General features: G+C 56.6%; 19 protein-coding genes and 1 pseudogene. 16 read left to right on the top strand and 4 right to left on the bottom strand.

The features are described from left to right. The first annotated feature begins 111 nt into the window (after window positions 1–111). From GH659_RS10595 to GH659_RS10655, 13 genes and pseudogenes are all read left to right on the top strand, one after another. The gene (locus GH659_RS10595) at window positions 112–921 is read left to right on the top strand and encodes an ATP-binding protein (protein WP_343030108.1); all 810 of its coding nucleotides are present in this window, start codon (window positions 112–114) and stop codon (window positions 919–921) included. Beyond that, window positions 918–1,580 carry a response regulator gene (locus GH659_RS10600; RefSeq protein ID WP_153111381.1) on the top strand — a complete coding sequence of 221 codons (663 nt, stop codon included), beginning with the start codon at window positions 918–920 and terminating at the stop codon, window positions 1,578–1,580. Before GH659_RS10595 ends, GH659_RS10600 begins: the two co-directional genes overlap by 4 nt. A 156-nt stretch (window positions 1,581–1,736) precedes the next feature. Next, a pseudogene (locus tag GH659_RS15155) lies at window positions 1,737–1,991 on the top strand (IS1595-like element ISPbo1 family transposase); the annotation flags it as partial. 130 nt (window positions 1,992–2,121) lie between these two features. Then, window positions 2,122–3,630: a xylulokinase gene (locus GH659_RS10610; RefSeq protein ID WP_153111382.1), complete on the top strand. Its 1,509-nt coding sequence runs from the start codon at window positions 2,122–2,124 to the stop codon at window positions 3,628–3,630. A 61-nt stretch (window positions 3,631–3,691) separates the two neighbouring features. Beyond that, window positions 3,692–4,744, top strand: a complete 1,053-nt coding sequence (locus GH659_RS10615) for an NAD(P)-dependent oxidoreductase (RefSeq protein ID WP_153111383.1) — start codon at window positions 3,692–3,694, stop codon at window positions 4,742–4,744. Between the two features lie 106 nt (window positions 4,745–4,850). Next, window positions 4,851–6,323, top strand: a complete 1,473-nt coding sequence (gene gnd, locus GH659_RS10620; RefSeq protein WP_153111384.1) for a decarboxylating NADP(+)-dependent phosphogluconate dehydrogenase — start codon at window positions 4,851–4,853, stop codon at window positions 6,321–6,323. Window positions 6,324–6,371: 48 nt separating this feature from the next. Continuing rightward, on the top strand, window positions 6,372–7,457 hold the full coding sequence (locus tag GH659_RS10625; RefSeq protein WP_153111385.1) for a sugar kinase: 1,086 nt from the start codon (window positions 6,372–6,374) through the stop codon (window positions 7,455–7,457). Between the two features lie 34 nt (window positions 7,458–7,491). Beyond that, window positions 7,492–8,628 (top strand): Gfo/Idh/MocA family protein, encoded by a 1,137-nt coding sequence (locus tag GH659_RS10630; RefSeq protein WP_281349736.1) that lies wholly within the window; start codon window positions 7,492–7,494, stop codon window positions 8,626–8,628. Window positions 8,629–8,649: 21 nt separating this feature from the next. After that, window positions 8,650–9,684 (top strand): galactitol-1-phosphate 5-dehydrogenase, encoded by a 1,035-nt coding sequence (locus tag GH659_RS10635; RefSeq protein WP_153111386.1) that lies wholly within the window; start codon window positions 8,650–8,652, stop codon window positions 9,682–9,684. 127 nt (window positions 9,685–9,811) lie between these two features. Then, window positions 9,812–10,915, top strand: coding sequence for an ABC transporter ATP-binding protein (locus GH659_RS10640; RefSeq protein WP_153111387.1), 1,104 nt, complete (start codon window positions 9,812–9,814; stop codon window positions 10,913–10,915). A gap of 171 nt (window positions 10,916–11,086) precedes the next feature. After that, window positions 11,087–12,343 carry an ABC transporter substrate-binding protein gene (locus tag GH659_RS10645; RefSeq protein ID WP_153111388.1) on the top strand — a complete coding sequence of 419 codons (1,257 nt, stop codon included), beginning with the start codon at window positions 11,087–11,089 and terminating at the stop codon, window positions 12,341–12,343. Window positions 12,344–12,499: 156 nt separating this feature from the next. After that, a complete protein-coding gene (locus GH659_RS10650) occupies window positions 12,500–13,378 on the top strand; it encodes a carbohydrate ABC transporter permease (protein WP_153111389.1) in 879 nt (292 codons plus the stop codon). A 39-nt stretch (window positions 13,379–13,417) separates the two neighbouring features. Then, a complete protein-coding gene (locus GH659_RS10655; protein ID WP_153111390.1) occupies window positions 13,418–14,233 on the top strand; it encodes a carbohydrate ABC transporter permease in 816 nt (271 codons plus the stop codon). A gap of 134 nt (window positions 14,234–14,367) precedes the next feature. Here the strand turns inward: GH659_RS10655 and GH659_RS10660 are convergent, their stop codons facing one another. The 4 genes from GH659_RS10660 to GH659_RS10675 all read right to left on the bottom strand — a co-directional run bounded on the left by GH659_RS10660 (window position 14,368) and on the right by GH659_RS10675 (window position 16,400). Continuing rightward, complete coding sequence (locus GH659_RS10660; protein ID WP_153111391.1) at window positions 14,368–15,150, bottom strand: peptidylprolyl isomerase; 783 nt, start codon at window positions 15,148–15,150, stop codon at window positions 14,368–14,370. 97 nt (window positions 15,151–15,247) lie between these two features. After that, window positions 15,248–15,565, bottom strand: a complete 318-nt coding sequence (locus GH659_RS10665) for a BolA family protein (protein WP_246167809.1) — start codon at window positions 15,563–15,565, stop codon at window positions 15,248–15,250. Then, window positions 15,562–15,864, bottom strand: coding sequence for a YciI family protein (locus tag GH659_RS10670; protein WP_153111392.1), 303 nt, complete (start codon window positions 15,862–15,864; stop codon window positions 15,562–15,564). Before GH659_RS10670 ends, GH659_RS10665 begins: the two co-directional genes overlap by 4 nt. Then, window positions 15,864–16,400, bottom strand: coding sequence for a septation protein A (locus GH659_RS10675; RefSeq protein WP_153111393.1), 537 nt, complete (start codon window positions 16,398–16,400; stop codon window positions 15,864–15,866). Before GH659_RS10675 ends, GH659_RS10670 begins: the two co-directional genes overlap by 1 nt. Before the next feature lie 67 nt (window positions 16,401–16,467). Here GH659_RS10675 and GH659_RS10680 point away from each other — a divergent pair, with 67 nt between their 5' ends. From GH659_RS10680 to GH659_RS10690, 3 genes are read left to right on the top strand one after another with little or no spacing between them, the layout of a single operon-like run. After that, complete coding sequence (locus GH659_RS10680) at window positions 16,468–17,682, top strand: FIST signal transduction protein (protein WP_211364201.1); 1,215 nt, start codon at window positions 16,468–16,470, stop codon at window positions 17,680–17,682. Beyond that, window positions 17,675–21,292, top strand: coding sequence for a response regulator (locus GH659_RS10685; protein WP_153111394.1), 3,618 nt, complete (start codon window positions 17,675–17,677; stop codon window positions 21,290–21,292). Before GH659_RS10680 ends, GH659_RS10685 begins: the two co-directional genes overlap by 8 nt. 54 nt (window positions 21,293–21,346) lie before the next feature. Continuing rightward, window positions 21,347–22,441, top strand: coding sequence for an HD-GYP domain-containing protein (locus GH659_RS10690; RefSeq protein ID WP_153111395.1), 1,095 nt, complete (start codon window positions 21,347–21,349; stop codon window positions 22,439–22,441). The last annotated feature ends 16 nt before the right edge of the window (window positions 22,442–22,457 follow it).

Raw genomic sequence — 22,457 nt, forward strand, 5'->3', positions numbered from 1 at the left:
GCTCCGCTTGAATTCGTGACTGTGGGTTCTTCGCGTTCTTCCGCCGTCCATCTTGCCGTCCATATCGTGCCCGCTATCGAATCAGACAGACACCCCAGCAGCGTCTGCTAAATCCAGCTTCGACGATCAGTCACATCGGCTCAAGACGGCGTTGGCAGAACGCTTACTTTTAACGAAGACGAACTCGGTCAGCTAGCTTCTAATTTCAACAAGATGGCGGGCAAATTAGAAGCCAACGAGATAACTCGCCGTCAGCTGATGGCCGATATCTCACATGAACTAAGAACACCGCTCGCGGTGTTAAGCAGCCAACTGGAAAATTTAGAAGATGGTGTTTATCCCTTAACACAAGAAAATCTTCTGCCGCTACGGGAAGAGGTGACGACGTTAACCAAGCGAATTAACGACATCCGCCAATTGTCCCTGGCGGAGGTCGGAGCGCTGCAATATCAGTGGCGCAGAGTGGATCTTTCGAGCTGGCTCGACGAGGTGCGCCACCGATGGTGGAACCGGTTGGCGGAAGAAGGGATCGCGCTGGAAACACAAAGCGCTGCCGGTCTCGTTGTACACGCGGACCGAGATCGACTGCACCAACTGCTTCAGAACCTGATTGATAACGCCCGATGTCACGCGAACGATGCCAGCTCATTGCGTATCCTCGTTTTGGGGGAAGCTGGTCAGGCGGTCATTGAATGCCACGACGATGGGCCGGGGGTCGATGAAAGGTCACTGCCGCGTCTCTTTGAACGCTTTTGGCGAGAAGATCGATCCCGGAGTCGGGGGACTGGCGGCTCGGGTCTGGGATTGGCCATCTGCCGCAGCATTGCTATCGCGCATGCCGGCCGAATCGAGGCGTTGCGTTCGGCGATGGGTGGTTTGTGTATACGCGTATCCCTTCCACTGGCGGAGGTTGAGTCATGAGTGCCCATGTTCTGATTGTCGAAGATGAACAGACGTTAGCGAATAACCTCGCCCAGAATTTGGCGGCGTCCGGATTTCAGGTGACCGTTCTGCATGACGGCCGTAACGTCGTTGAGACGGTCTCTCGTCAGGGGGTCGATATTGTCTTGCTCGACTGGCTGCTGCCGGAAGTGGATGGACTCACGCTCTGTCGTCAGCTTCGCACAAGCTGCCCTGTACCGATCATCATGATGACGGCCAAGGTCGAGGAGGTGGATCGCGTCGAGGGCCTTGAGACGGGAGCCGATGATTATCTCTGCAAGCCCTTCAGCCTGCGCGAGATGGTCGCTCGTGTTCGGGCACTCCTGCGGCGAAGCCAACCAGAGCCCATGCCTCATGCTTACGCCTTGCATATTGATGACGTCGCCCACCGTGTTTTCGTCAATGCGCAGGAGGTCGAGTTGACGCTCGTCGAGTACCGATTATTAAAAACGTTGCATTCGACGCCGGGACGGGCATTCACGCGCGACGATTTGCTCGACGGCATGTACCACGACCACCGGATCGTCAATGATCGTACGATCAACGTTCATGTGAAGAATCTGCGCCGCAAGCTCGAAACGTACGGCCTGAACAATCCGATAGCGACGATTCATGGTGTTGGGTACCGCTGGAATTAGTTCAACGGCTTTTTCCCATTGTTTTCATAAGGCTCTGTTCGCGTTATCCGTTGGCGACCTATATTAAAAGTATTGGCGTTGCCGTGGTGTGGGGAGAACGAGATGAACGCGCAAGCCTTTCGAGATTGGCTCCAAGGATTATGCAGGTTGGCGGTTTGCACGGATGGGGCGGCCGCGTATCGCGCCGTGGCGAAAGCCGCCGATATTCCTCACGAATCCATCAACCTCGTGGCGGGTATCCGAGCCAAGCAGCACGTCAACGCCTACGACGCTCGCTTGAAGCAATGGATACTTCGCTTCCATGGCGTGGCCACTAAGTACCTGCCAAACTATCTCGGCTGGCGCCGGCTACTTGAACTGCATCAAAACCCATTGAATCTCCAAACGTTTCTGATTCATGCCATGGGATAACAACAGGTAAGGCGAACAGAGCCATCCGAAATAACCAACGAGGCGTCTGAGGGTTTTTTGTATCTGCGCCGTTGTTTCCGGTTTTGAGGCGTGCGTCTGGTGACTGATATCTCTCTAATGGAGCGATGCTGTGGGCTTGATACTTTCGATTGACGTTGGCACAAGCAATATCAAAGCGGCGCTCGTTGATGAACGCGGACAGATTGTTGGCGATAAACGAAGTATCGGCATTAAGGTTGAAAGTGATGCGACCGGTAGAGCCGAGCACGATCCCTTAAAACTCCGGAGTTCTTTATTGGAGGTCTGTCGGCTTGCCATTGGAGATCGCGGTCGTGAGATAGACAGGTTAGCGCTCACTTCTTACCAGTTCGGTCTGGTTCTGGTGGATAAGGACCACAATCCTCTGACGGGGATTTCAACGTTTGTCGATATAACGGCGCAAGCGCACCATTCCCGATTTCTCGAAGCCATTGGTGATGTCGACCAGATGTACCTGAAAACGGGGTGTCCGCCCGTCTTTCAATATCCCGTCAATCGATTGCATTACATTGCAGTAACTCGCCCTGAAATCAGTAGCAAGGTCGCGCATGTTCTGGATGCCAAGTCGTTTCTTTTGCATGCATTGACTGGCGAATATTTCACCGATTACAGCTCGGCAAATTCCATGGGCTGTCTGGACATAGACGGAAACTGGGACGAGACAATCATCAATGCGACGGGCTTTTGCATAGATCAGTTTCCCAGAGTTCTGAATGGCTTTGTCGATACGGTCGAATTGGAAAACTCGATTTGCAATGAATTGGGGCTGAGAAATGGGACAGCCATTTCTGTGAATCTCTATGACGGCGCCGCATTGGCGGCGGCATTGAGCGGTTTTGAACACCACATTGCTGTCGGCAATTTTGGGACATCCGGGATGTTCAGGATACCCACCGCAGCGCCTATGAATGATCTCGGCGGTGGGTTGATACAGAGTTGTTTGCTGCAGCCGGGGATGTTTCTGACGGGGGCCGGCATCAATAACTGCACGATAGCCACCAATTTCTTGCTGAATGTTTTAGGCCTGAATCTCGATTATTTGAGGGCGAAAGAGCTTTCCCGTCCGGGTTCCAACGGCGTTATGACGTTCCCGTATTTCACAGGAGAAAGGGACAAGGCCATCGGAAATATTGGCACCGGGATGGTCTTTGGTCTCGGCATTGCGTCGACGCGTGATGACCTGGCCAGATCGTTTCTGGAGGGCGTCGCTTTTTCTTTTTTGCTGCTGAAGCAACGATTGAGCGACGAGAAAGTCACCGAATTACGTTTGGGCGGAGGCGGTGCCGCCAACCTTCCGTGGATGCAGATCATGGCCGATGTTCTGAATTTGCCGATCCGACTGACGCAGAACTCTGACATGGGGATTATCGGGGCGGGCTGCGTGGCGAGGCATGGGGACGGAGGCGATCTGCTGCGAGCATCACGAGAAATCATGCGAGGTTCGCAATTGATCGAACCCGTCGCCGCGCACGTCGCTATCTACCAGGAAGTTTCCGATCGGTATTTTGCGATTCGGGCGGCTTTGAGAGAACCGCTTTTGGCGCGTCAGGGCTTGTCTACAATGAAGGGGTATGTCGCCGAACCAATCCGAAAGTCCTGAACTTGGTAGGGAAAAAACATAAGAAAACCGGAAGGTGATTTGCGTTTTAGGAGGCAGAACCATGGGCAGCCAGAAAATAGCGATCGCAATTGTCAATTCGAGTTCTTTCGGGATCTCCTATCCGGAACATTTGAGGCAGCTGGAAGCGTTTGCCGACCTTGTTCGCGTAGAGATTCCCAAAGGCGCGGGGGCCTCCGTTTTTCACGAGAAGCTGGGTAACGTCGCCGGCATCATCGCCAGTGTCACGCCCACCTATACCCGGGAGGTTTTGCTGGGATTGCCGAAACTGCAAATCCTCGCGCGCCACGGCGTCGGTTGCGACAATGTCGATCTTGCTGCCTGCACAGAATTGGGAATTGTCGTCTCCCGCGTCGGCCCGGAAGTCGAAAGGGAATCCGTCGCGCAAATGGCGCTGGGCTTGATGAATGCGGCCGCAAGGCAAATCGTCGAAGGCCATTCGCTGGTCAGAGCCGGCGAATGGAGCAAACGGGCGCAACTGCCGCTGGGTGTCGATTTCAACGGCGCGACGGTCGGCATCGTCGGTATCGGCGCGATCGGCAGGACGGTTTCACGAATCCTGTCGCTCGGCTATCGGGCCAAGGTCATTGCCTATGATCCTTATGTCAGCGCAAAAGTAATAGCAGCTAACTACGCAACCAAAGTCAGCTTTGAAGAATTGCTCGAAAGAAGCGCCATCGTCACCCTCCATTGCCCCCTCACGCACGAAACCTCCCGGATGTTCTGCGCCAAACAGCTGGACGCAATGAATGATCGCGCCATCCTGGTGAATACCTGCCGGGGAGAGATTTTCAATCAGGCCGATCTGATCAATGCCCTTAATTCAGGGAAGCTTGGGGGGTATGCCACCGATGTGGTCGAAGGCGAGCCCATTGGAGCGGAGCATGTGCTTCTGGCAACGCAGAACGTGATTGTCACGCCTCATCTGGGCGGGTATTCCGTGGCTTCCCTGCGCGGAATGGGCGAAACCATGGTCAATGACATGACCCGGGTTTTTGTGGAAAACCGGTTCCCTGCGGTCATCGCAAATCCGGAAATCTATTTGGAAAAATCCAGAATGACCGTCTTCCGGAAAGCGAACAAGGAGCAGATGTAGCCAAGGTCGATCACCAGGTGATCTATAAAACAGTTACCAGCACGAAAATTCGAGAGAGGGCGGGGCGTTGATCCTTCTCAACGCGTAATTATCGAAAGGAAAGCTGATGGAACCGAACGCTGACATTGCATTGATTGGACTCGCCGTGATGGGGCAGAACCTGATCCTGAACATGGACGACCACGGTTTTACCGTCGTGGCCTACAACCGCTCGACGGAAAAGGTGGATCAGTTTCTCGCAAATGAGGCCAAGGGAACCAAAGTTCTTGGCGCGCATTCCATAGCGGAAATGGTTTCCAGGCTGAAACGTCCGCGCCGCGTCATGATGCTCGTCAAGGCCGGGAAGCCGGTCGATGAATTCATCGATCAGCTCATTCCCCACCTCGAGCCCGGCGACATCATCATCGACGGTGGCAATTCGCTGTTCGAAGACACCAACCGCCGCCAGAAGTACGTTGAGAGCAAAGGCCTGCTTTATATTGGCACCGGCGTTTCCGGCGGTGAAGAAGGTGCGCGGCGCGGCCCCAGCATCATGCCGGGCGGCTCCCCGGCCGCCTGGCCGCACGTGAAGGACATCTTCCAGGCAATTTCCGCGAAAGTCGAAGGCGGCACGCCGTGTTGCGAATGGGTCGGGGAGATGGGCGCCGGCCATTACGTGAAGATGGTGCACAACGGCATCGAGTACGGCGACATGCAGCTCATCTGCGAAGCCTACAACATCATGAAGACGGGGCTCGGCATGAGCGCGGACGACATGCACGAGGTCTTCGCCGAATGGAACCGGGGCGACCTCGATAGCTACCTCATCGAGATTTCGCGCGACATTCTGGCCAAGAAGGACGCCGACGGTTTGCCCCTTGTCGACAAGATTCTCGATACCGCCGGACAAAAAGGCACCGGCAAGTGGACGGTGATCAACTCACAGGATCTCGGCATCCCGATTACGCTGATGGCGGAAGCGGTCTATTCCCGCTGCGTGTCGGCGCTCAAGGACGAGCGCGTACAAGCCTCTTCGATGCTCGAAGGGCCGAACCCGGCGTTGCCCGACATCGCGGCGAGTCCGGAAAGAAAAAGCGCGTTCATCGAAGACATCCGGAACGCCCTCTATGCCTCGAAGATCGTCAGCTACGCGCAGGGTTACATGCTCATGCGTGCCGCCGCCAAGGAATACCAGTGGAACCTCAATTACGGAGGGATTGCGCTGATGTGGCGCGGCGGCTGCATCATCCGCTCGCGTTTCCTTGGCAAGATCAAGGAAGCCTACGACAGCAACCCGGCGTTGACGAATCTGCTGCTCGACGACTATTTCGTCGGCGAAATCAGGAAGGCGCAAGACGGCTGGCGCAACGTTGTGGCCACCGCGGCATTGAAGGGTATTCCGGTTCCGGCGTTCAGCACGGCGCTGGCCTTTTACGACCAGTATCGGAGCGGTGTACTCCCGGCGAATCTGCTACAGGCGCAGCGCGATTACTTTGGCGCCCACACGTACGAACGCATCGATCAGCCACGCGGCCAGTTCTTCCACACAAACTGGACGGGCAAAGGAGGAGCAACGGCGTCCAGCACGTACAACGTCTAGCGTTAAGGAGATCGCGCAACCGTTTATCACAGCAAGAGGGGAGGGGAAATGAACGCGGGTCTGAATATTCTTCCCAATGGAGCGTTGGACTTCGTTTCGTTGGGGGCGCTCGTGCATCGCCTGGATACGGGCATCGTCCCGTTCCGCAAGGCCGCCGAATGCAAGATACATGTCAGCGGCGGCGAGTTTAATTGCGCCGCCAATCTGGCTGATTGTTTCGGTCTGAAAACCGGCATCGTCACGGCGATGGTCGACTACCCGGTCGGTGAGCTGATTGACGGAACCGTTCGCGCCATGGGGGTCAAGCCGTTCTACAAGCATTTCCAGCATAACGGCGTCAATGGGCCGAACATGGCGACCGTTTACAGTGATCGGGGGCAGGGCGTGCGCCCGCCGGTGGTTTTCTACAACCGTTCGAATGAAGCCGGCGGCCTGTTAAAGGCGGGTGATTTCGACTGGAAAAGCATCTTCGCCAACGGTGTTCGCTGGTTCCACAGCGGCGGGATTTTTGCCTCGCTTTCCCCGACAACCCCCGACGTCATCGTCGAAGGAATGCAAGCCGCCAAAGCGGCCGGCGCGGTGGTTTCCCTCGACCTCAATTATCGGGACAAACTCTGGAATGTCGCCGGCGGCGAAGCGCATTCTCTCAAGGTCTTCGAGCGCATCATGGAATACGTTGATGTCCTCGTCGGCGGCAGTGAGAAAGACCTGCAGAAATGTCTTGCTCTCCCGGGAACTGACGTGGTGGCCAAATCGCCCCTCGACCCCGGCCCCTTCTTCAGCATGATCGACAAGGTCATCCACAAGTACCCGCAGGTCAGGGTAGTGGCAACGACGCTTCGCGACGTGCATTCCGCGAATCGACACAGTTGGAGTGCCGCCGCCTGGGTCAAGGGCGAGCGATATATCGCGCCGACTACCGAACTGGATGTTTTCGACCGGATCGGCGGCGGCGATGGCTTCGCCTCCGGATTCTTCTATGGGCTGCTGACCCAGGCGTCGCCGGAAGAGGCCGTGCGGCTCGGTTGGGCACATGGTGCCTTACTGACAACGTATCCCGGCGATACCACGATGGCGACCATCGAAGAAGTTCGCGCGTTTGCAAGCGGCGGTTCTGCGAGGGTCCAACGCTAGGTTCGTCACCATTTTCTGCCAAGGAGAACCGATTGTGAGAAAGGTCAGAACGGCGATTATCGGATGTGGAAAAGTGACCGACCTGCACGCGGCGGCGCTAAAACAAACGGCTGAGTCAGAGTTTGTCGCGGTATATAGCCGCGATCGCGAAAAAGCGAAGAAGTACGGCGAAAAATACGGGGTGCAGGGATTTGCCGACATTCAGGAAATGATTGTCTCGGCGAAGGTGGAAGCGGTCATTATCTGTACGCCACACCCGGCGCACCGGGATGCTGCGATTGCCGCCGCCGAAGCGGGAGCCCATGTACTGGTAGAAAAACCGCTGGCATCCAGCTTGCAGGATTGCGATGCCATGCTGGCGGCGGCGAAGAAGGCCAATATCAAGCTTGGCACCGTCTGCCAGCGCCGCTTCTATGCGCCGGTGCAGCGGGTGCGCCGTGCCATTGATGAAGGAAAAATCGGACGCCCCGCGCTGGGCACGGTCTTGATGCTCGGCTGGCGCGACCGGAATTACTACGAGAGCGATCCGTGGCGCGGCCAATGGCAGGCGGAAGGCGGGGGCGTGCTGGTCAATCAGGCGCCGCACCAGCTGGATCTGTTGCAATGGTTCATGGGGCCCATCGCCGAGCTTTTCGGGGTCTGGTCAAATTTCAATCATCCCTACATTGAAGTGGAAGATACGGCGGTCGCCATCGTTCGCTTTCAAAGTGGCGCTGTCGGCAACATCGTGGTCAGCAATTCGCAAAAGCCGGGGATTTACGGGAAGGTCCATGTCCATGGGCAGAACGGCGCATCGGTTGGTGTGCAAACCGACGGCGGGGCCATGTTTATCGCCGGCATGTCATCGATCCTCGAGCCGCCGGTGAACGACATCTGGACGGTGCCGGGCGAAGAAACGCTGCTAGAGCAGTGGAAGCAGCAGGATAGCGAACTGTTTAACGGCCTGAGCAACGCGATGGAGCACTACCATCATCTGCAGATAAGCGATTTCCTTCAGGCCATCATCAGCGATCGTGAGCCTCTGGTCACCGGAGAAGAGGGGCGGAAAACAGTGGAGATTTTCACGGCCATCTATCGTTCCCAGAAAACCAACGCCCCGGTTAAATTTCCACTGAAGCCCGAGCCCAGCGACCTTGATTACAGCACCTACGCGTCGATACCGTTGAAATAATTCAGCTGAAGGAGATGGACTGTGAAAGCGCTTGTTCTGAAGGAGTACAGCAAATTCTCTTATGAAGACGTTCCCATGCCGGAGATTGGGGCGGGAGAGGTTCTGATTCGCGTCAAGGCCTGCGGCATCTGCGGTAGCGATGTGCATGGCATGGACGGCAGCACCGGCCGGAGAATTCCGCCGATCATCATGGGGCATGAGGCGTCTGGCGTCGTCGAACGGATTGGCGGCGGCGTCACCGAATGGAACGCAGGGGATCGCGTTACGTTCGATTCAACGGTGGTGACCCGGCAGGATTTTTATTCGCAAAAGGGCTTGTTCAACCTGAGCGACTATCGCAAGGTCCTCGGCGTGTCTTGCGGCGAGTATCGTCAGCATGGTGCGTTTGCCGAATATGTGGCGGTGCCGCAGTCGATTCTGTACCGCCTGCCGGAGAGCTTGAGCTTTGAGCACGCCGCGATGGTGGAGCCGGTGTCGGTGGCGTTCCATGCCGCCAATCTCATTCCGAGCGAGATCAACGACAGCGCGCTGGTCGTCGGCTGCGGCATGATCGGCCTTTTCGTCATTCAGGCGCTGCGCGTCAAGGGCTGCGGCAAGATCATTGCTGTCGATCTTGACCCATCGCGCCTCGACATGGCTTTGCAACTCGGTGCCGATTGCGCGATCCGGTCCGACGAGGGCGATGTGATCGAGAAGATCAAGGGGCTGACGCACGGCAGAGGCACCGACATGGCCTTTGAAGTCGTGGGCATCACGCCCACGGTGAACCTGGCGATAAACGCCGTCCGCAAAGGTGGCAAGGTCGGGTTGATCGGCAATCTTTCGCCGAAAGTCGAAATTCCGTTACAGGCCGTGGTGACCCGGCAACTCACGCTATACGGTTCCTGTGCTTCTGCCGGCGAGTACCCGGCTTGCCTTGACATGATCGCAAGCGGACGCGTGAAAGTGGACGAAATGATCTCGGCAGTCGTGCCGCTCTCGGAAGCGGCGTCATGGTTCCACCGCCTGTACAAAGGGGAGCCGGGACTCATGAAGGTCATCGTCAAACCGGAATAATTGGAATCGAGCGCGAAATTTTTGACTACACTGAATCCAGTGGCATTAATCCGAATGGGTGCTGCGCGGCGGAATCAGCTTCTTCTTGGCGTTTCTCAAACTTGATTCGACGGATGAGGTCAGCGACATGTCTAACGTGATCCTGAAAAACGTTGTCAAGCGGTTCGGCTCAGTGACGGTGGTCGACAACCTGTCGATCGAAATCCGGGACAAGGAATTTGCGGTGCTGGTCGGTTCATCCGGATGCGGCAAGACCACAGCGTTGCGAATGATCGCTGGACTCGAAGCCGTCACATCCGGCGAGATATTCATCGGCGATACGCTCGTCAATGATCTGGAGCCAAAGGATCGTGATATCGCCATGGTCTTCCAGAACTACGCGCTCTATCCGCACATGAACGTTCGAGAGAACATGGGGTTTGGGCTCAAAATCCGGAAAATTTCCAAGGAAGAGATCGATTCCCGGGTACAGGAGGCTGCAGATATTCTGGGCATCCATGAGTTGTTGGACAGGAAGCCCAAAGAGCTTTCCGGTGGGCAGCGGCAGCGCGTCGCGGTGGGAAGAGCCATCGTCCGCAAACCCAAAGTATTTCTCTTCGATGAGCCGCTCTCCAACCTCGATGCCAAGTTGCGGGTGGCGATGCGGGCCGAAATCAGCAAGCTCCATCGTCGTCTGGGCGCCACCATCATCTACGTGACCCATGACCAGGTGGAAGCCATGACGATGGCCGACCGGATCTTCATCATGAACAAGGGGATCGTGCAGCAGAGTGGGGCACCAATGGAGGTTTATGCGCAACCGGCCAACCGTTTCGTTGCCGGTTTCATTGGTTCTCCGGCCATGAATTTCATCGAGGCTACGCTGGTTTCCGAAAACGGTGTCCTGCATGTTGAGGCCGGCGACTTCCGCGTTCAGACGCCCGCGGCATTTTCCTCGCGTCTTGAGTCGCATGTCGGCAAGCAGATCATTTTCGGCGTGCGTCCCGAGGACATTTCCTTGCACGATCCTTCAGCCAATGCCGGTGAGGGAAATACGGTGACCGCCAGAGCCGATGTCGTCGAAACCCTGGGTTCCGAGATTTTTGTGCATTTGAGTCAGGGAGAGCATTCCGTCGTCGCCCGAATGGAGGTGCCGGAACATCCGCTGACCGTCGGGCAGACTTTGCAGGTCGACCTGAAAATGTCAAAAACCCATGTTTTTGACAAAGAAACGTCGCAGGCAATCGTATAGAAAACAGTGGCGATGTTTCGGGACAAATTGTTTCGTCCCTTTGGGGAGCTCCAACAAATAGTTCAATTTTTTCTTGGATTTGTGGAACTTGGACAACCTATACTGGTTTTGCCAATTATTGATGGATGGAGAGAGTTAATCAGGTAGTTGCTATTTTTTTGGGGAGGGATCATGAGAAAGATTCTGGTGTTTATGCTGGGTGCTCTGACTTCGCTTTGTGTCTCCATGGGGGCCATGGCCCAAGTTAAAGAGATTCGAGTCCTGCTGGCAAACCATCCTTACGGCGATCTTCTTAAGTCGGCGATTCCCGAATTCGAGAACGCTACGGGGATTAGGGTTAACGTCGAAAGCCTTCAGGAAAGTCAGCTCACCACGAAGTTGACGACTGAGTTTGCAACGAATTCCTCGTCGGTGGACGTCTTCATGACCCGCCCGTTGCAAGAAGGCAAGATGTTCTACAAGAACGGTTGGTATGAGCCGCTGATGACTTATGACTTTTCGGATTATCCGAAAAACGTCATGAGCGTCAGTACGTTCGGGCAAAAATCCTACATCGTTCCGCTGGTGACCGAATGGCAGGTTCTCTATTACCGGAAAGATGTTTTCAAGGAAGCAGGTATCAAGGTCCCGACAAACTTTACCGAGCTTGAGGCCGCTGCCAAGAAACTCAATTCCGATAGCCTGGCAGGAATCGCCTCCCGCGGAAAGGGCGCGGCGGCAGTGACTCAGGCGTCCAGCTATATCTATAACTTTGGCGGGCTTTACCTCGATAAAGGCGTGGCCGTATTCAACTCGAAACCGGCAATCGATGCTCTCCGTTTCTACGGGAAGCTTCTTGGCAACTATGGACCCAAAGGCGTGACCTCAATGTCTTGGGAAAACATCATGCCGTTGTTCCAGGCCGGCAAGGTCGCCATGTGGACGGATGCCTCGGTGTTCTATGGTCAGATCATTGATCCTGCCAAGACACAAGTCTCCGCGGAGAATGTCGGAATTGCCAATTTCCCGGCCGGTCCGAAAATGAATTCTCCGTTCATTGTGACTTCCTGGGGCATCGCGGTTGCCAAACAATCCAAGAACAAGGATCTGGCAATGAGATTCCTTGAGTGGGCGACAAGCAAGGAACTTGCGGCGAAAGGGATGCTTGCCAACATCACGATGGCTCGCTCTTCGGTCTGGGAAGATCCGGCGATTCTGGCGAAAGTAAACCCTGGTCTCGTTGAAACCCGCGCCTATGCCGCCAAGTTCGGCAATCCGCTGGATCGCCCCTACATGAGCGCGGTCGGCGAGGCTCGTGATCTGATCGGTGAGTTGATCATCGAATCGATCAATACTAGGGGGGCGTCGGCAAATCTGGAGAAAATGGCAAAAGAGAAAGTTGCCAAAGTGAATGAAATTCTGGAAGACACTGGCGAATACGGTAAGTAATGTTTCTGGCGTGAAGCGCGGATAAAGCGACTTGACGCTTGCTGATGAGGTGAAATTGTCTGGTTGAAATTCCGGTCATCCGGTTGTCGTAAAACCGGATGACCGGGTTGTACCGGACAATTTCCCGGTTCGGGGCTTTTCATTCCGGAGGTCCTTATGGCTCAGTCAAGTTTCACGGAGCGGAATCTGCGGATATTGTTTCCTCTTCCGGCGATAATTTTTGTCGCCTTGTTGATGATTTTTCCCGTTCTTTACACGCTGTTTCTTAGTTTCACCAACTGGAATCTCACTTCCGGTGCCCCGTTTTCTTTTGTCGGTTTCAAAAGCTATGCAAGGGTGCTTGCTGAACCGCGTTTCCTGCATGCCCTTAGCCGAACTTTTGCGTTCACGTTTTTCGCGGTGGTCATCGAGGGATTCCTCGGTGTGGCTATCGCGATCATTCTGAACCGGGCGTTTGTCGGAAAAAGTGTCGCCAAGCTCATGCTACTTTTGCCGCTTGTCGCAACGCCTGTTGCCGTCGGTATCGTCTTCAACCTTTTCTACGATCCGACCATTGGCCTGGCCAATTTCATGCTGCAATCCGTTGGATTGCCGCAGGGGTTGTGGATTTCAAGTTCGGCGACGGTGATTCCTTCGCTGATCCTCGTCGACGTCTGGCAGTGGACGCCCATGATCACGCTTATTGTTCTGGCGGGGCTGGCCGGGCTTTCCGAGGAACCGGTTGAAGCGGCGCGGGTGGATGGCGCAAGCGAGTGGCAGATTCTGAGATATGTCACCATCCCCATGGTCATGCCAGTCATTCTGACCGCCGTCATCCTCCGCTTGATCGACGCGCTTAAAACCTTCGACATCATTTTTGCCATGACAGGAGGAGGACCCGGCTATGCGTCGGAAACGCTCAATATCCTGGGGTTCAAATACAGCTTTGAATATTTCCGGATGGGTCAGTCTTCCGTCATCCTTGTCGTGCTGTTTCTTGTCGTTTTTGCATGTAGCCTGGGGATCATGAAACTGCGGGCAGCTTCCGAAACTTAAGGCGTAATCAGACAAATCAGACATCGCCGGGAGTTCCTCATGAAGAAGAAACTCGTTTCGACTATATTTTTCTATCTTCTTGTGACGGGAATTGCGCTTGTCGTGTTGTTCCCGTTTGTCTGGATGCTTGCCTCCTCGTTCAAAACACAAGTCGACATCATTTCCTGGCCGCCAAAATTCATCTTTTCACCAACGCTTCAGAACTATCAGAAAGTTTTCGGCGAACAGGATTTTCTGAAGTATTTCTTTAACTCGACAATAATCGGCGCTGTTTCTGTCGGTTTGTCTCTTGTTCTTGGACTGCCAGCAGCTTATTCAATTTCGCGTTACGCGCAGAAGAAACTCGCGGTATTCATACTGCTCGCACGTCTTATGCCCGGTATTTCGTTTCTCATGCCTTGGTATATCGTATTTTCACGCCTCAATCTCATGGACAGCTATGTCGCCCTGATCCTGAGTCACATGCTGATTTCGTTGCCCATCGTCGTGTGGATCATGTCGACCTACTTCAGCACGATTCCGCGTGAAATGGAGGAATCGGCGATGGTCGATGGCGCAACCCGTCAATACGCCTTTTTCACAATTATTCTTCCGCTGTCTGGGCCCGGCATCATTACTGCGACAACCCTGTCCTTCATTTTTTCATGGAATAACTTCATGTTTTCTCAAGTTCTCAGCATGGAAAAAACGAAGACACTTCCCATCGCGGTCTATAACTTTGTTTCCTATGCCGAAGTCGACTGGGGTGGCGTGATGGCCGCCGCCGTCGCGATCATGGCCCCTGCCATTGTTCTGACCATGATTTTCCAGAAATATGTGGTGAAGGGGCTGACGATGGGAGCGGTAAAGGGGTAGTTGGGTGCGCTGGGGCGTTATGGCGGCAAAGCAGGACCTCCAGATAAAGAAAAACGCCGGGAGCAGACGCTATCCCGGCGTTTCTTTCTCAATGTGCGACAGGTGCGATTTACCTGCCGCGACCCATTGTTCAATCACTGAACCTTGGCTTTGGCGCGAAGGCCCTCCACCATCTTTGTAATCATTTGGGCTTGGGCTTGTTGCAACAGGCGCGGTTTGACTTCGTCAAACGCGGGGGCGTTCAACGGGCGGGTGTCGTCGAGCTGGATTACGTGGAAACCAAAGTCGGTTTTGATCGGGGTTTCCGTGTATTTTCCTTTGCTCAGTCCGGTGAGGGCTTCGGCGAAGGGTTTGACGAAATTTCCGGAGCTGGCCCAGCCCAGATCGCCGCCGTTTTCCTTGGTGCCGGGGTCAACCGACTGCTTGGCGAGTTCGTCAAATTTGCCGCCTTTCTTCAGGCTGGCGATGATCGCTTTGGCTTCGTCTTCGGTCTTGACCAGAATGTGGCGGGCCTTGTACTCGGTGGAGCCGAGTTGTGCCTTGATGCGTTCGTAATCCGCCTTCAACTGCGCATCGCTGACCGGGTGCTTCTTGATGTAATCCTGAACATAGGCACGGATGAACAGAGCTTGGCGCGCGGCCTCTGCTTGAGCGGCGACTTCGGGTTTCTTGTCGACGCCGGCTTTCTTGGCTTCCTGAATCAGCAGTTCGCGGCGGATCAGCTCTTCACGTACGGCTTTCTTCAGTTCCGGCGTGTCGGGGGCGCCTTGGGATTTTTGCTCGGCCATGAAGACGTTGGCCGTCGCTTGCGAAATCGCAACTCCGTTGACCGTAACGAAGGGGTCGGCAGCCGAGACGGTTGCCGACAAAGTGGCGCCAACAAACAGCGCGGCCGCAAGTTTCGTGAGGTTAGGCATGAGGACATTCCTTCTGTTTAGGTTGTGATGCTTCGTACTTCTGGTCTGAAAAGGGGGGGGAACCAATCGCCCATGGCCGCCGGTTTGGTGATGCCGGTCATGGCCGAGAGTCGATTTCTTCCGGGGTCAGTGCGTTAATGCTTAGCGCATGGATTTTACTATGCATCAGGTCGCCGAGAGCGACATAGATGCGGCGGTGGCGGTTTAGCGTTGAAAGACCGGCAAACTCAGTGGATACAATCCGTAGCCGATAATGGCGGCCACCGTTTTGCGCACCCGCGTGTCCGGCGTGGAGCGCCGAGTCGTCGATGAGGTCGATCTGTTGCGGGTTGAGCGTGGATAAGCGGTGTTGCATTTCGATTTCGAGTGCGGCGGCGTTGGCATGTTCAGGTTTTTCCGGATTGGCATCGCTCATGCCGGAAAAACTTTCTTGAACGGCTTGATGGTGATCTTGGCGTAGACACCCGCGGCGACATAGGGGTCGGCGTCGGCCCAGGATTTCGCTTCTTCGAGCGAGGCGAATTCGGCCAGAATCAGGCTACCGGTAAAACCCGCCGGGCCGGGATCGGGCGAATCGATCGACGGAAAGGGGCCGGCGGTGAGTAGCCGCCCTTCGTCCTGTAATGCCTGTAAGCGCTGCAAGTGCGCTGGCCGCGCCGCGAGCCGTTTCTCCAGCGTGTCCGGTTTGTCTTCCCCGATGATTGCGTAGAGCATTACTTCTCCTCCATGTACTTGCTGAGCACGAGCCCCTGGCCGAGTGCAAATAGAAGCATCAATCCCGTGCCACCGAACAGCTTGAAGTTGACCCAGGCTTCGGTCGATAAACCAAGGCCGAAAGCGACGGCCAGGTTGGCGAATCCCATGAACACGAAGAAACCGGCCCATGCCCAGTTCAGGCGATCCCAGATCCTGGCGGGCAGTTCGATCTGCTGACCGAGCAGCAGGCGAATCAGGTTCCGCTTCAGGAAAAGGGCGCTACCGGCCAAGGCCAGTGCGAAGAACCAGTAGAGCACGGTCGGTTTCCACTTGATGAAGGTTTCGTCATGGAAAAAAAGCGTCATGCCGCCGAATACGGTAATGATGGCGAGACTGATCCATAGCATGGTGTCGACCTTGCGATGCCGGAACCAGGCCCAGGCGATCTGACCGAAGGTGGCGGCGATGGCGACCCCGGTGGCGACGAAAATATTCGTGAGTTTGAAGGCGGCGAAGAAGAGGATGACCGGGAAGAGATCGAAGAGAAATTTCATGATTAAACCGGCTAGAATGGCGGTCGATTATGGCTGATTTGGCCGGATACTGTCCATGGCTTGAGGCGTGTCCGACGATAAAAACTATTTCCATATCAGTCTGATTCCGGACATCAGGGAGACGGAATTGCGCATTGCCCAAACAGTTATTGAAGAAAATTGCATTCAGCCCGACGCGTTATTGCCGCTGTTCGCCATTGACCCCGATTTATTGCTGACGTTCGGTCCCGCGGAGAAGCTTGGCGGGATTGCTGCCAGGCTCGGCGAATATTTCCCCAAAGCGCTTCGCCTCGGGTGTTCGGCGGCGGCCGGATTGACTGCGCGCGGTGTCGTGAGTGGACGTTGTGTCGTCACGGCGGTGCGTTTTGAACATTCGGACCTCGTCGAGATGTCGACTCGTCTGGCTGGACGCGAAGATTCGTATGAGGCGGGGAAACGGCTGGCGGTGCAGTTGCCCAAGGAAGGGCTGCGCGCCGTGCTGTTGTTCGGACAAGGCGTCGGCATCAATGGTGCCGCACTCCTCGACGGCATGAGTTCTGTGCTCGGAACGGCGATTCCGCTGCTCGGCGGGTTGGCCAGCAAGATTGACGGGGCAATGCAGACCATCGTTTCCGATAGTCGCCAGAGCGATGAGCGAGTCGTGGTTGCGTTAGGCCTTTATGGTGAGAAACTCCGTGTGGGGTGGGGCTTCGGTGGCGGTTGGTCACCGTTTGGTCCGATGCGGCATGCGACACGAAGCGCCGGCAACATTCTTTATGAGCTCGATGGCGAGCCGGCGCTTGATATCTACAAGCGCTATCTGGGCGAGCATGCGCGGGATTTGCCGCTGTCGGGGCAATATTTTCCGCTGGCGATGCTCGATAAAAACCGTGATGAAATCGGGCTCATCCGGAGCATCCTCGGCGTGAACGAAGCGGACGGCAGCCTCAGGCTGGCGGGCGAAATAAAGCCGGACGGCTATTTCCGTCTCATGCATGCGAGTACCGACAAATTGCTCGATGCGGCGGAAAGAGCGGCGGAAAAAGCACAAGCCATGGCACGGGCCATGGCCGGGGCGGCGACCGGCGGTTTGGCTCTGATGGTGACGTGCGTTGGCCGCAAACTGGTGATGGGGGAGCGAGCTGAAGAGGAAGTGGAGGCTGTGGCCGAAGTGTTTGGCGGCCGCGCGACCCTCACCGGATTTTTCTCGTTCGGCGAAATCTGCCCGATGAGCGATACGTCATCCAGTCGATTGCACAATCAGACCGTCATGGTGGCGTATCTTGACGAACACGATGCATAAGCTCCTCGCGCGCCAGATCAAACGGGCCCTGGGCGTCGAGGCCCCATGCGTGGCCGGTGTCCTCGATGAGTTGAAACAGCTTGCAGTCAACGGGGGAATGTCGTCCGACGCGGCGAGTCTGCTGACTGGCCTCGGTGGATTTTTCGACCGGGTGGGGGCTGCCTACGAGCAGAACGATCGCGACCTCGAACTGAAAACGCGGGGGCTCGATTTGAGTTCGGACGAACTTTTCGCCGCCAATCAGCGTTTGCACAATGAACTCGACAGTCGTCGGCGCGCCATGGATTCGCTACGGCAGACGGCGATCAGCCTGATGCGCGATGTGGGGCTGAAAAATACGCTCGCCGCCGACGAAAATCTTGAATCACTCTCGCGCCTGATGGCCGATCTGGTTGCCCTGCACGAAGAAAGCCAGCGCGAGTTGCAAAAAGTGCTGGCCGATCTGTCCAACCAGATGTTTGCGCTCGATCAACACGCCATCGTCAGCATGACCGATGTCAATGGCAAGATCACTTACGCGAACGACAAGTTCTGCCGGATCAGCGGCTATTCGCGCGAGGAACTGCTGGGACAGAGCCACCGCATCGTGAAATCGGGCATTCACCCACCTTCGCTTTATGCAGACATGTGGGCGACGATCAAGGCCGGGCGGGTCTGGCATGGCGAAGTCTGCAACCGGGCGCGCGATGGTTCGCTGTACTGGGTTGATGCGAGCATCGTGCCGTTTCTGAACGCGCAGGGAATCCCCTATCAGTACATTTCGATTCGTTCCGACATCAGCCTGCGCAAGGCTCAGGAAGCCGCGATCAAGGCGGCGGAGGAGCGGCTGCGGCACATTACGAACACCGTCCCGGGTGTTGTTTTTCAGCTCGAAATCAAGGACGGCCGCGAGTGGCGCTACACGTTCGTCAGCGAGCGTGTCCGCGATGTCCGGGGACTCGAGCCAGAGGCATTGCTCGCCGACGCCTCGTTGGCGATCCTGCAGGTCGTTGAGGATGATCGGGACCATGTCCGCGATGGGTTGCAGAAGGCGGCCGTAGCGGGGTCGAAGTGGCGGGATGAATATCGTGTCCGGCTGCCCAATGGTGCGATCCGCTGGCTGCACGGTGAAGTCGTCCCCGAGTCGGAACCGGCTCAGGATGGGGCTGCGGTGCTCACGGGCATCTGGCAGGATGTGACCGAACTGAAGGAAGCCGACGCGCGTCTGCGTGAGGTCACCGACGATATCCCGGTCGCGGTCTACCAATACGTGCGACCGTTGGACGGAAAGCATTCGCTTCCGTTCATGAGCCGGAATATCGAACATATTTGCGGATTAACGGCAAGCGAAGCGATGGGCGATGTTAACGCCCTCTTTTCGCTGTTTCACGCGGACGAAGGCGACGCGCTGGAAGCGTCGATCCGGGAATCGATGGTCTCGATGGCGATGTGGTCGCACGACTTCCGGTTGATCCACAAAAAGACGGGAAAAATCGCCTGGGTGCACGCGGAATCGCGGCCGAAACTGCTGCCCGATGGCGCGGTTCTGTGGAACGGCTACCTAGCTGATATCACGGAAGCCAAACGGGTTGCCGAGGAGTTGCGGCAGGCCAAGGAGGCGGCGGAAGCGGCGAGTCGCGCAAAATCCGAGTTTCTCGCCAATATGAGTCATGAGATTCGCACGCCGATGAATGGTGTCGTTGGCATGACGGACCTCTTGCTCGATACGGCGCTCGATGAGGAACAGCGCGAATACCTGCAGATCGTCAAATCGTCGTCGGAAGCGCTGCTCACCGTCATCAACGATATCCTCGATTTCTCCCGGATCGAAGCCGGCAAGTTGCTGATCGAAACTATTTCGTTCAACCTCTGGCGCACCGTGGGCGATGCCCTCAAGACGTTGGCGCTGCGGGCGAGCAGCAAAGGTCTTGAACTGGTGTGTGACCTGGCGCCGGACGTGCCGGTTTTCGTTCTCGGCGATCCGGGGCGTCTGCGGCAGATTCTGCTCAACCTGCTCGGCAATGCCATCAAGTTCACCGAAAAGGGGCAAGTCGTCTTGCGTATCGCGGTCGAGCGCCGAACGGAGGCCGCCTGTGACCTGCGTTTTTCGGTCATCGACACCGGCATCGGTATTCCTGAAGAAAAACTCGGAACGATCTTCGAAGCCTTTACCCAGGAAGATGGGTCGATCACCCGCAAATATGGAGGAACCGGCCTCGGGCTGACGATTTCATCGCGCCTCGTGGCGGCCTTGGGCGGGCGGATATGGGTGCAGAGCGAGCACGGCCAAGGGAGCGCTTTCCATTTTACGGTCGGCTACAGCTCGGTCGGAATCCAGGAGCGCATGCCTGTCTGCAATGTCAGCCTGGCGGGGCTGCCGGTGCTCGTTGTTGACGATAATGCGGCGAGCCGCCTGGTCGTCAAACGTCTGTTGCAGGAAGTGGGGGCGTTCGTTGCCGAGGCCGGCTCGGCCGAGTCGGCGCTCGAGCTGTTTGCAAACGGGGAAGCGACGGTTCCATTCGAAGCGATGATTGTCGATGGGCACATGCCGGGAACCGATGGCTTTACGCTCGCCCAGCAGGTTCTGGCGTTGCCCGGATGCGCCACAATCCGCGTCGTCATGCTGACTTCCGGCGGCATCAAGGGCGACGCCCAGCGTTGCCGTGAAATCGGCCTTTCGGCCTATCTGCCGAAGCCCGTCATGCGCGACGAATTGTTGCAGGCTTTGGCGCGCGTCATGCAGACGCGTTTGCCGGGCGGCGATGCACGGATGCTTGATCGCCATGCCTTTGGCGGAGAGCAAAAGCCGCTGAATGTGCTGCTCGTCGAAGATCATCCGGTCAATCAGAAATTGGCGGTCGATCTGCTGGAACGCTGGGGACATCGGGTGATCGTCGCCGGAGATGGCCAGCAGGCGCTGGAGATCATGCTGCCGGGGCATCATTTCGACGTGATCCTGATGGATATGCTGATGCCGCATATGGACGGGATCGAAACGACCCGCCATATTCGCGAGCATGAGCGTAACCGCGACCTGCCACACGTGCCGGTGATTGCCATGACCGCCAATGCCATGCCGGGCGATCGCGAGGCCTGCCTGGCCGCCGGCATGGATGACTATCTGTCCAAGCCGATTACGCCACACGAACTGCAGCGCGTTCTGTGGCGGTTCGGCATGGGAAAGCCACACGATTCGCCATCCGGGGCGGTCGACGGCGTGTCCGACCGCGAGAGCATCGCGCACAACACCGATGCGGCCTGCGTCCTTTGCTGTTCCCGATTCGATTATCTGACGGGCATTCGGGCGGGCGACGTCGAGGTGGCGTTGATCGTCGCGGAACCGTTTCTCAAACAACACACGGTGGATATTGGCAAGCTGCGCAAAGGCGTCGAGGCGGGTGATCTCGCGGCCGTCCAAATGGTGGCGCATGCACTGCGCGGTTCGTTGGCCATCTTTGGCGCCCAACCGGCTGTCGCTCTGGCCAGAGAAATCGAACAGGCGGCGCAACAGGTCGATAGCGCTGACTTGGCAGGACGAGTCGACGCGCTGGAGGCGGAGGTCGTGCAGCTGGTCGACGCAATCGAAGCTTTTGTCGCCAGCTGTGGCGAAGGCGTTGTCGGGTGCCAATAAGACCGCCAGCATGTTTGTCTTGCTATACTCCGCCCACTTGATCGGGGATGTTCTATGAACCGGATTGCCATCATTGATGACAGCGAAATCAACCTCACCCTGTTGAGCGTTCTTGTGAAAAAGCTCGGGAATTGCGAGCCGGTGTTGTTTCTCGATTCGCCGCAAGGATTGCGCTGGTGTGAGCAGCATCGTCCCGATCTGGTCATCGTCGACTACATGATGCCGGAACTCGACGGCGTCGCGTTCATCCGGCGCTTGCGTGCCGTTGACGGCTGCGAAGACACGCCGGTGCTGATGATTACGGCGAACGATGACAAGGAAGTGCGCTACGAGGCCTTGCAGCAGGGGGCCACGGATTTCCTCAACAAGCCCATTGACCGCATCGAGTTCTCGGCGCGGGTCAGCAACATGCTCCTGCACGAGGCCAATCGCCAGAAGCTCGCCGACAAGGCGGCATGGCTGGCCGAGGAGGTGGGCAAGGCGACGGCCGCCATTCGTGCGCGCGAGCAGGAACTCTTGTTCCGGATGTCGCGTGCGGCCGAGTTCAGAGACCCGGAGACCGGTGCGCATATTCAGCGCATGGCGCACTATTCGCGCTTGATCGCGGCGAATCTCGATTTGCCACAGGATCAGCAGGATCTGATCCTGCGCGCTGCCCCGATGCACGACATCGGCAAGATCGGCGTGCCCGATCACATCCTGCTCAAGCCCGGCAAGTTGACCTCCGATGAATGGGGGCTGATGCAACGACACGCGGCGATCGGCTACGAGCTGCTGAAGGGCAGCGAGTCGGTCGTCTTGCAGGCGGCGGCGACGATTGCCGTCTCGCATCACGAGAAGTTCGACGGCTCGGGCTATCCCCACCGCGTATCGGGAAACGCGATTCCGCTGTTCGGGCGCATTGTCGCCGTCGCGGATGTGTTTGACGCGCTGACTTCGGAGCGACCGTATAAAAAAGCATGGTCGCTTGATGAGGCGCAAGCCCAGATTTTGGACGGCGCGGGCAAGCATTTCGACCCGCGCTGCGTCGAAGCATTCCTTGATTCGTGGGGCGAGGTGCGGCTGATTCACGAGCGCTATCAAGATGGCGACGAAGCCTCTTTTGCCGCAGATGCGTGGGGGCTCGCGGTAGCCTTCAACGAAGTCTGACCAGTTCTTTCTCAAA

The sequence above is a fragment of the Propionivibrio limicola genome (assembly GCF_009469695.1).
Lineage (GTDB): Bacteria > Pseudomonadota > Gammaproteobacteria > Burkholderiales > Rhodocyclaceae > Propionivibrio > Propionivibrio limicola.

Excerpts from the sequence above, each read along its gene's own strand:
- GH659_RS10600 (WP_153111381.1), top strand. The coding sequence starts at position 918 with ATGAGTGCCCATGTTCTGATTGTCGAAGATGAACAGACGTTAGCGAAT.
- GH659_RS10615 (WP_153111383.1), top strand. The coding sequence starts at position 3,692 with ATGGGCAGCCAGAAAATAGCGATCGCAATTGTCAATTCGAGTTCTTTC.
- gnd (WP_153111384.1), top strand. The coding sequence starts at position 4,851 with ATGGAACCGAACGCTGACATTGCATTGATTGGACTCGCCGTGATGGGG.
- GH659_RS10625 (WP_153111385.1), top strand. The coding sequence starts at position 6,372 with ATGAACGCGGGTCTGAATATTCTTCCCAATGGAGCGTTGGACTTCGTT.
- GH659_RS10640 (WP_153111387.1), top strand. The coding sequence starts at position 9,812 with ATGTCTAACGTGATCCTGAAAAACGTTGTCAAGCGGTTCGGCTCAGTG.
- GH659_RS10645 (WP_153111388.1), top strand. The coding sequence starts at position 11,087 with ATGAGAAAGATTCTGGTGTTTATGCTGGGTGCTCTGACTTCGCTTTGT.
- GH659_RS10650 (WP_153111389.1), top strand. The coding sequence starts at position 12,500 with ATGGCTCAGTCAAGTTTCACGGAGCGGAATCTGCGGATATTGTTTCCT.
- GH659_RS10655 (WP_153111390.1), top strand. The coding sequence starts at position 13,418 with ATGAAGAAGAAACTCGTTTCGACTATATTTTTCTATCTTCTTGTGACG.
- GH659_RS10660 (WP_153111391.1), bottom strand. The coding sequence starts at position 15,150 with ATGCCTAACCTCACGAAACTTGCGGCCGCGCTGTTTGTTGGCGCCACT.
- GH659_RS10665 (WP_246167809.1), bottom strand. The coding sequence starts at position 15,565 with ATGAGCGATGCCAATCCGGAAAAACCTGAACATGCCAACGCCGCCGCA.
- GH659_RS10670 (WP_153111392.1), bottom strand. The coding sequence starts at position 15,864 with ATGCTCTACGCAATCATCGGGGAAGACAAACCGGACACGCTGGAGAAA.
- GH659_RS10675 (WP_153111393.1), bottom strand. The coding sequence starts at position 16,400 with ATGAAATTTCTCTTCGATCTCTTCCCGGTCATCCTCTTCTTCGCCGCC.
- GH659_RS10685 (WP_153111394.1), top strand. The coding sequence starts at position 17,675 with ATGCATAAGCTCCTCGCGCGCCAGATCAAACGGGCCCTGGGCGTCGAG.
- GH659_RS10690 (WP_153111395.1), top strand. The coding sequence starts at position 21,347 with ATGAACCGGATTGCCATCATTGATGACAGCGAAATCAACCTCACCCTG.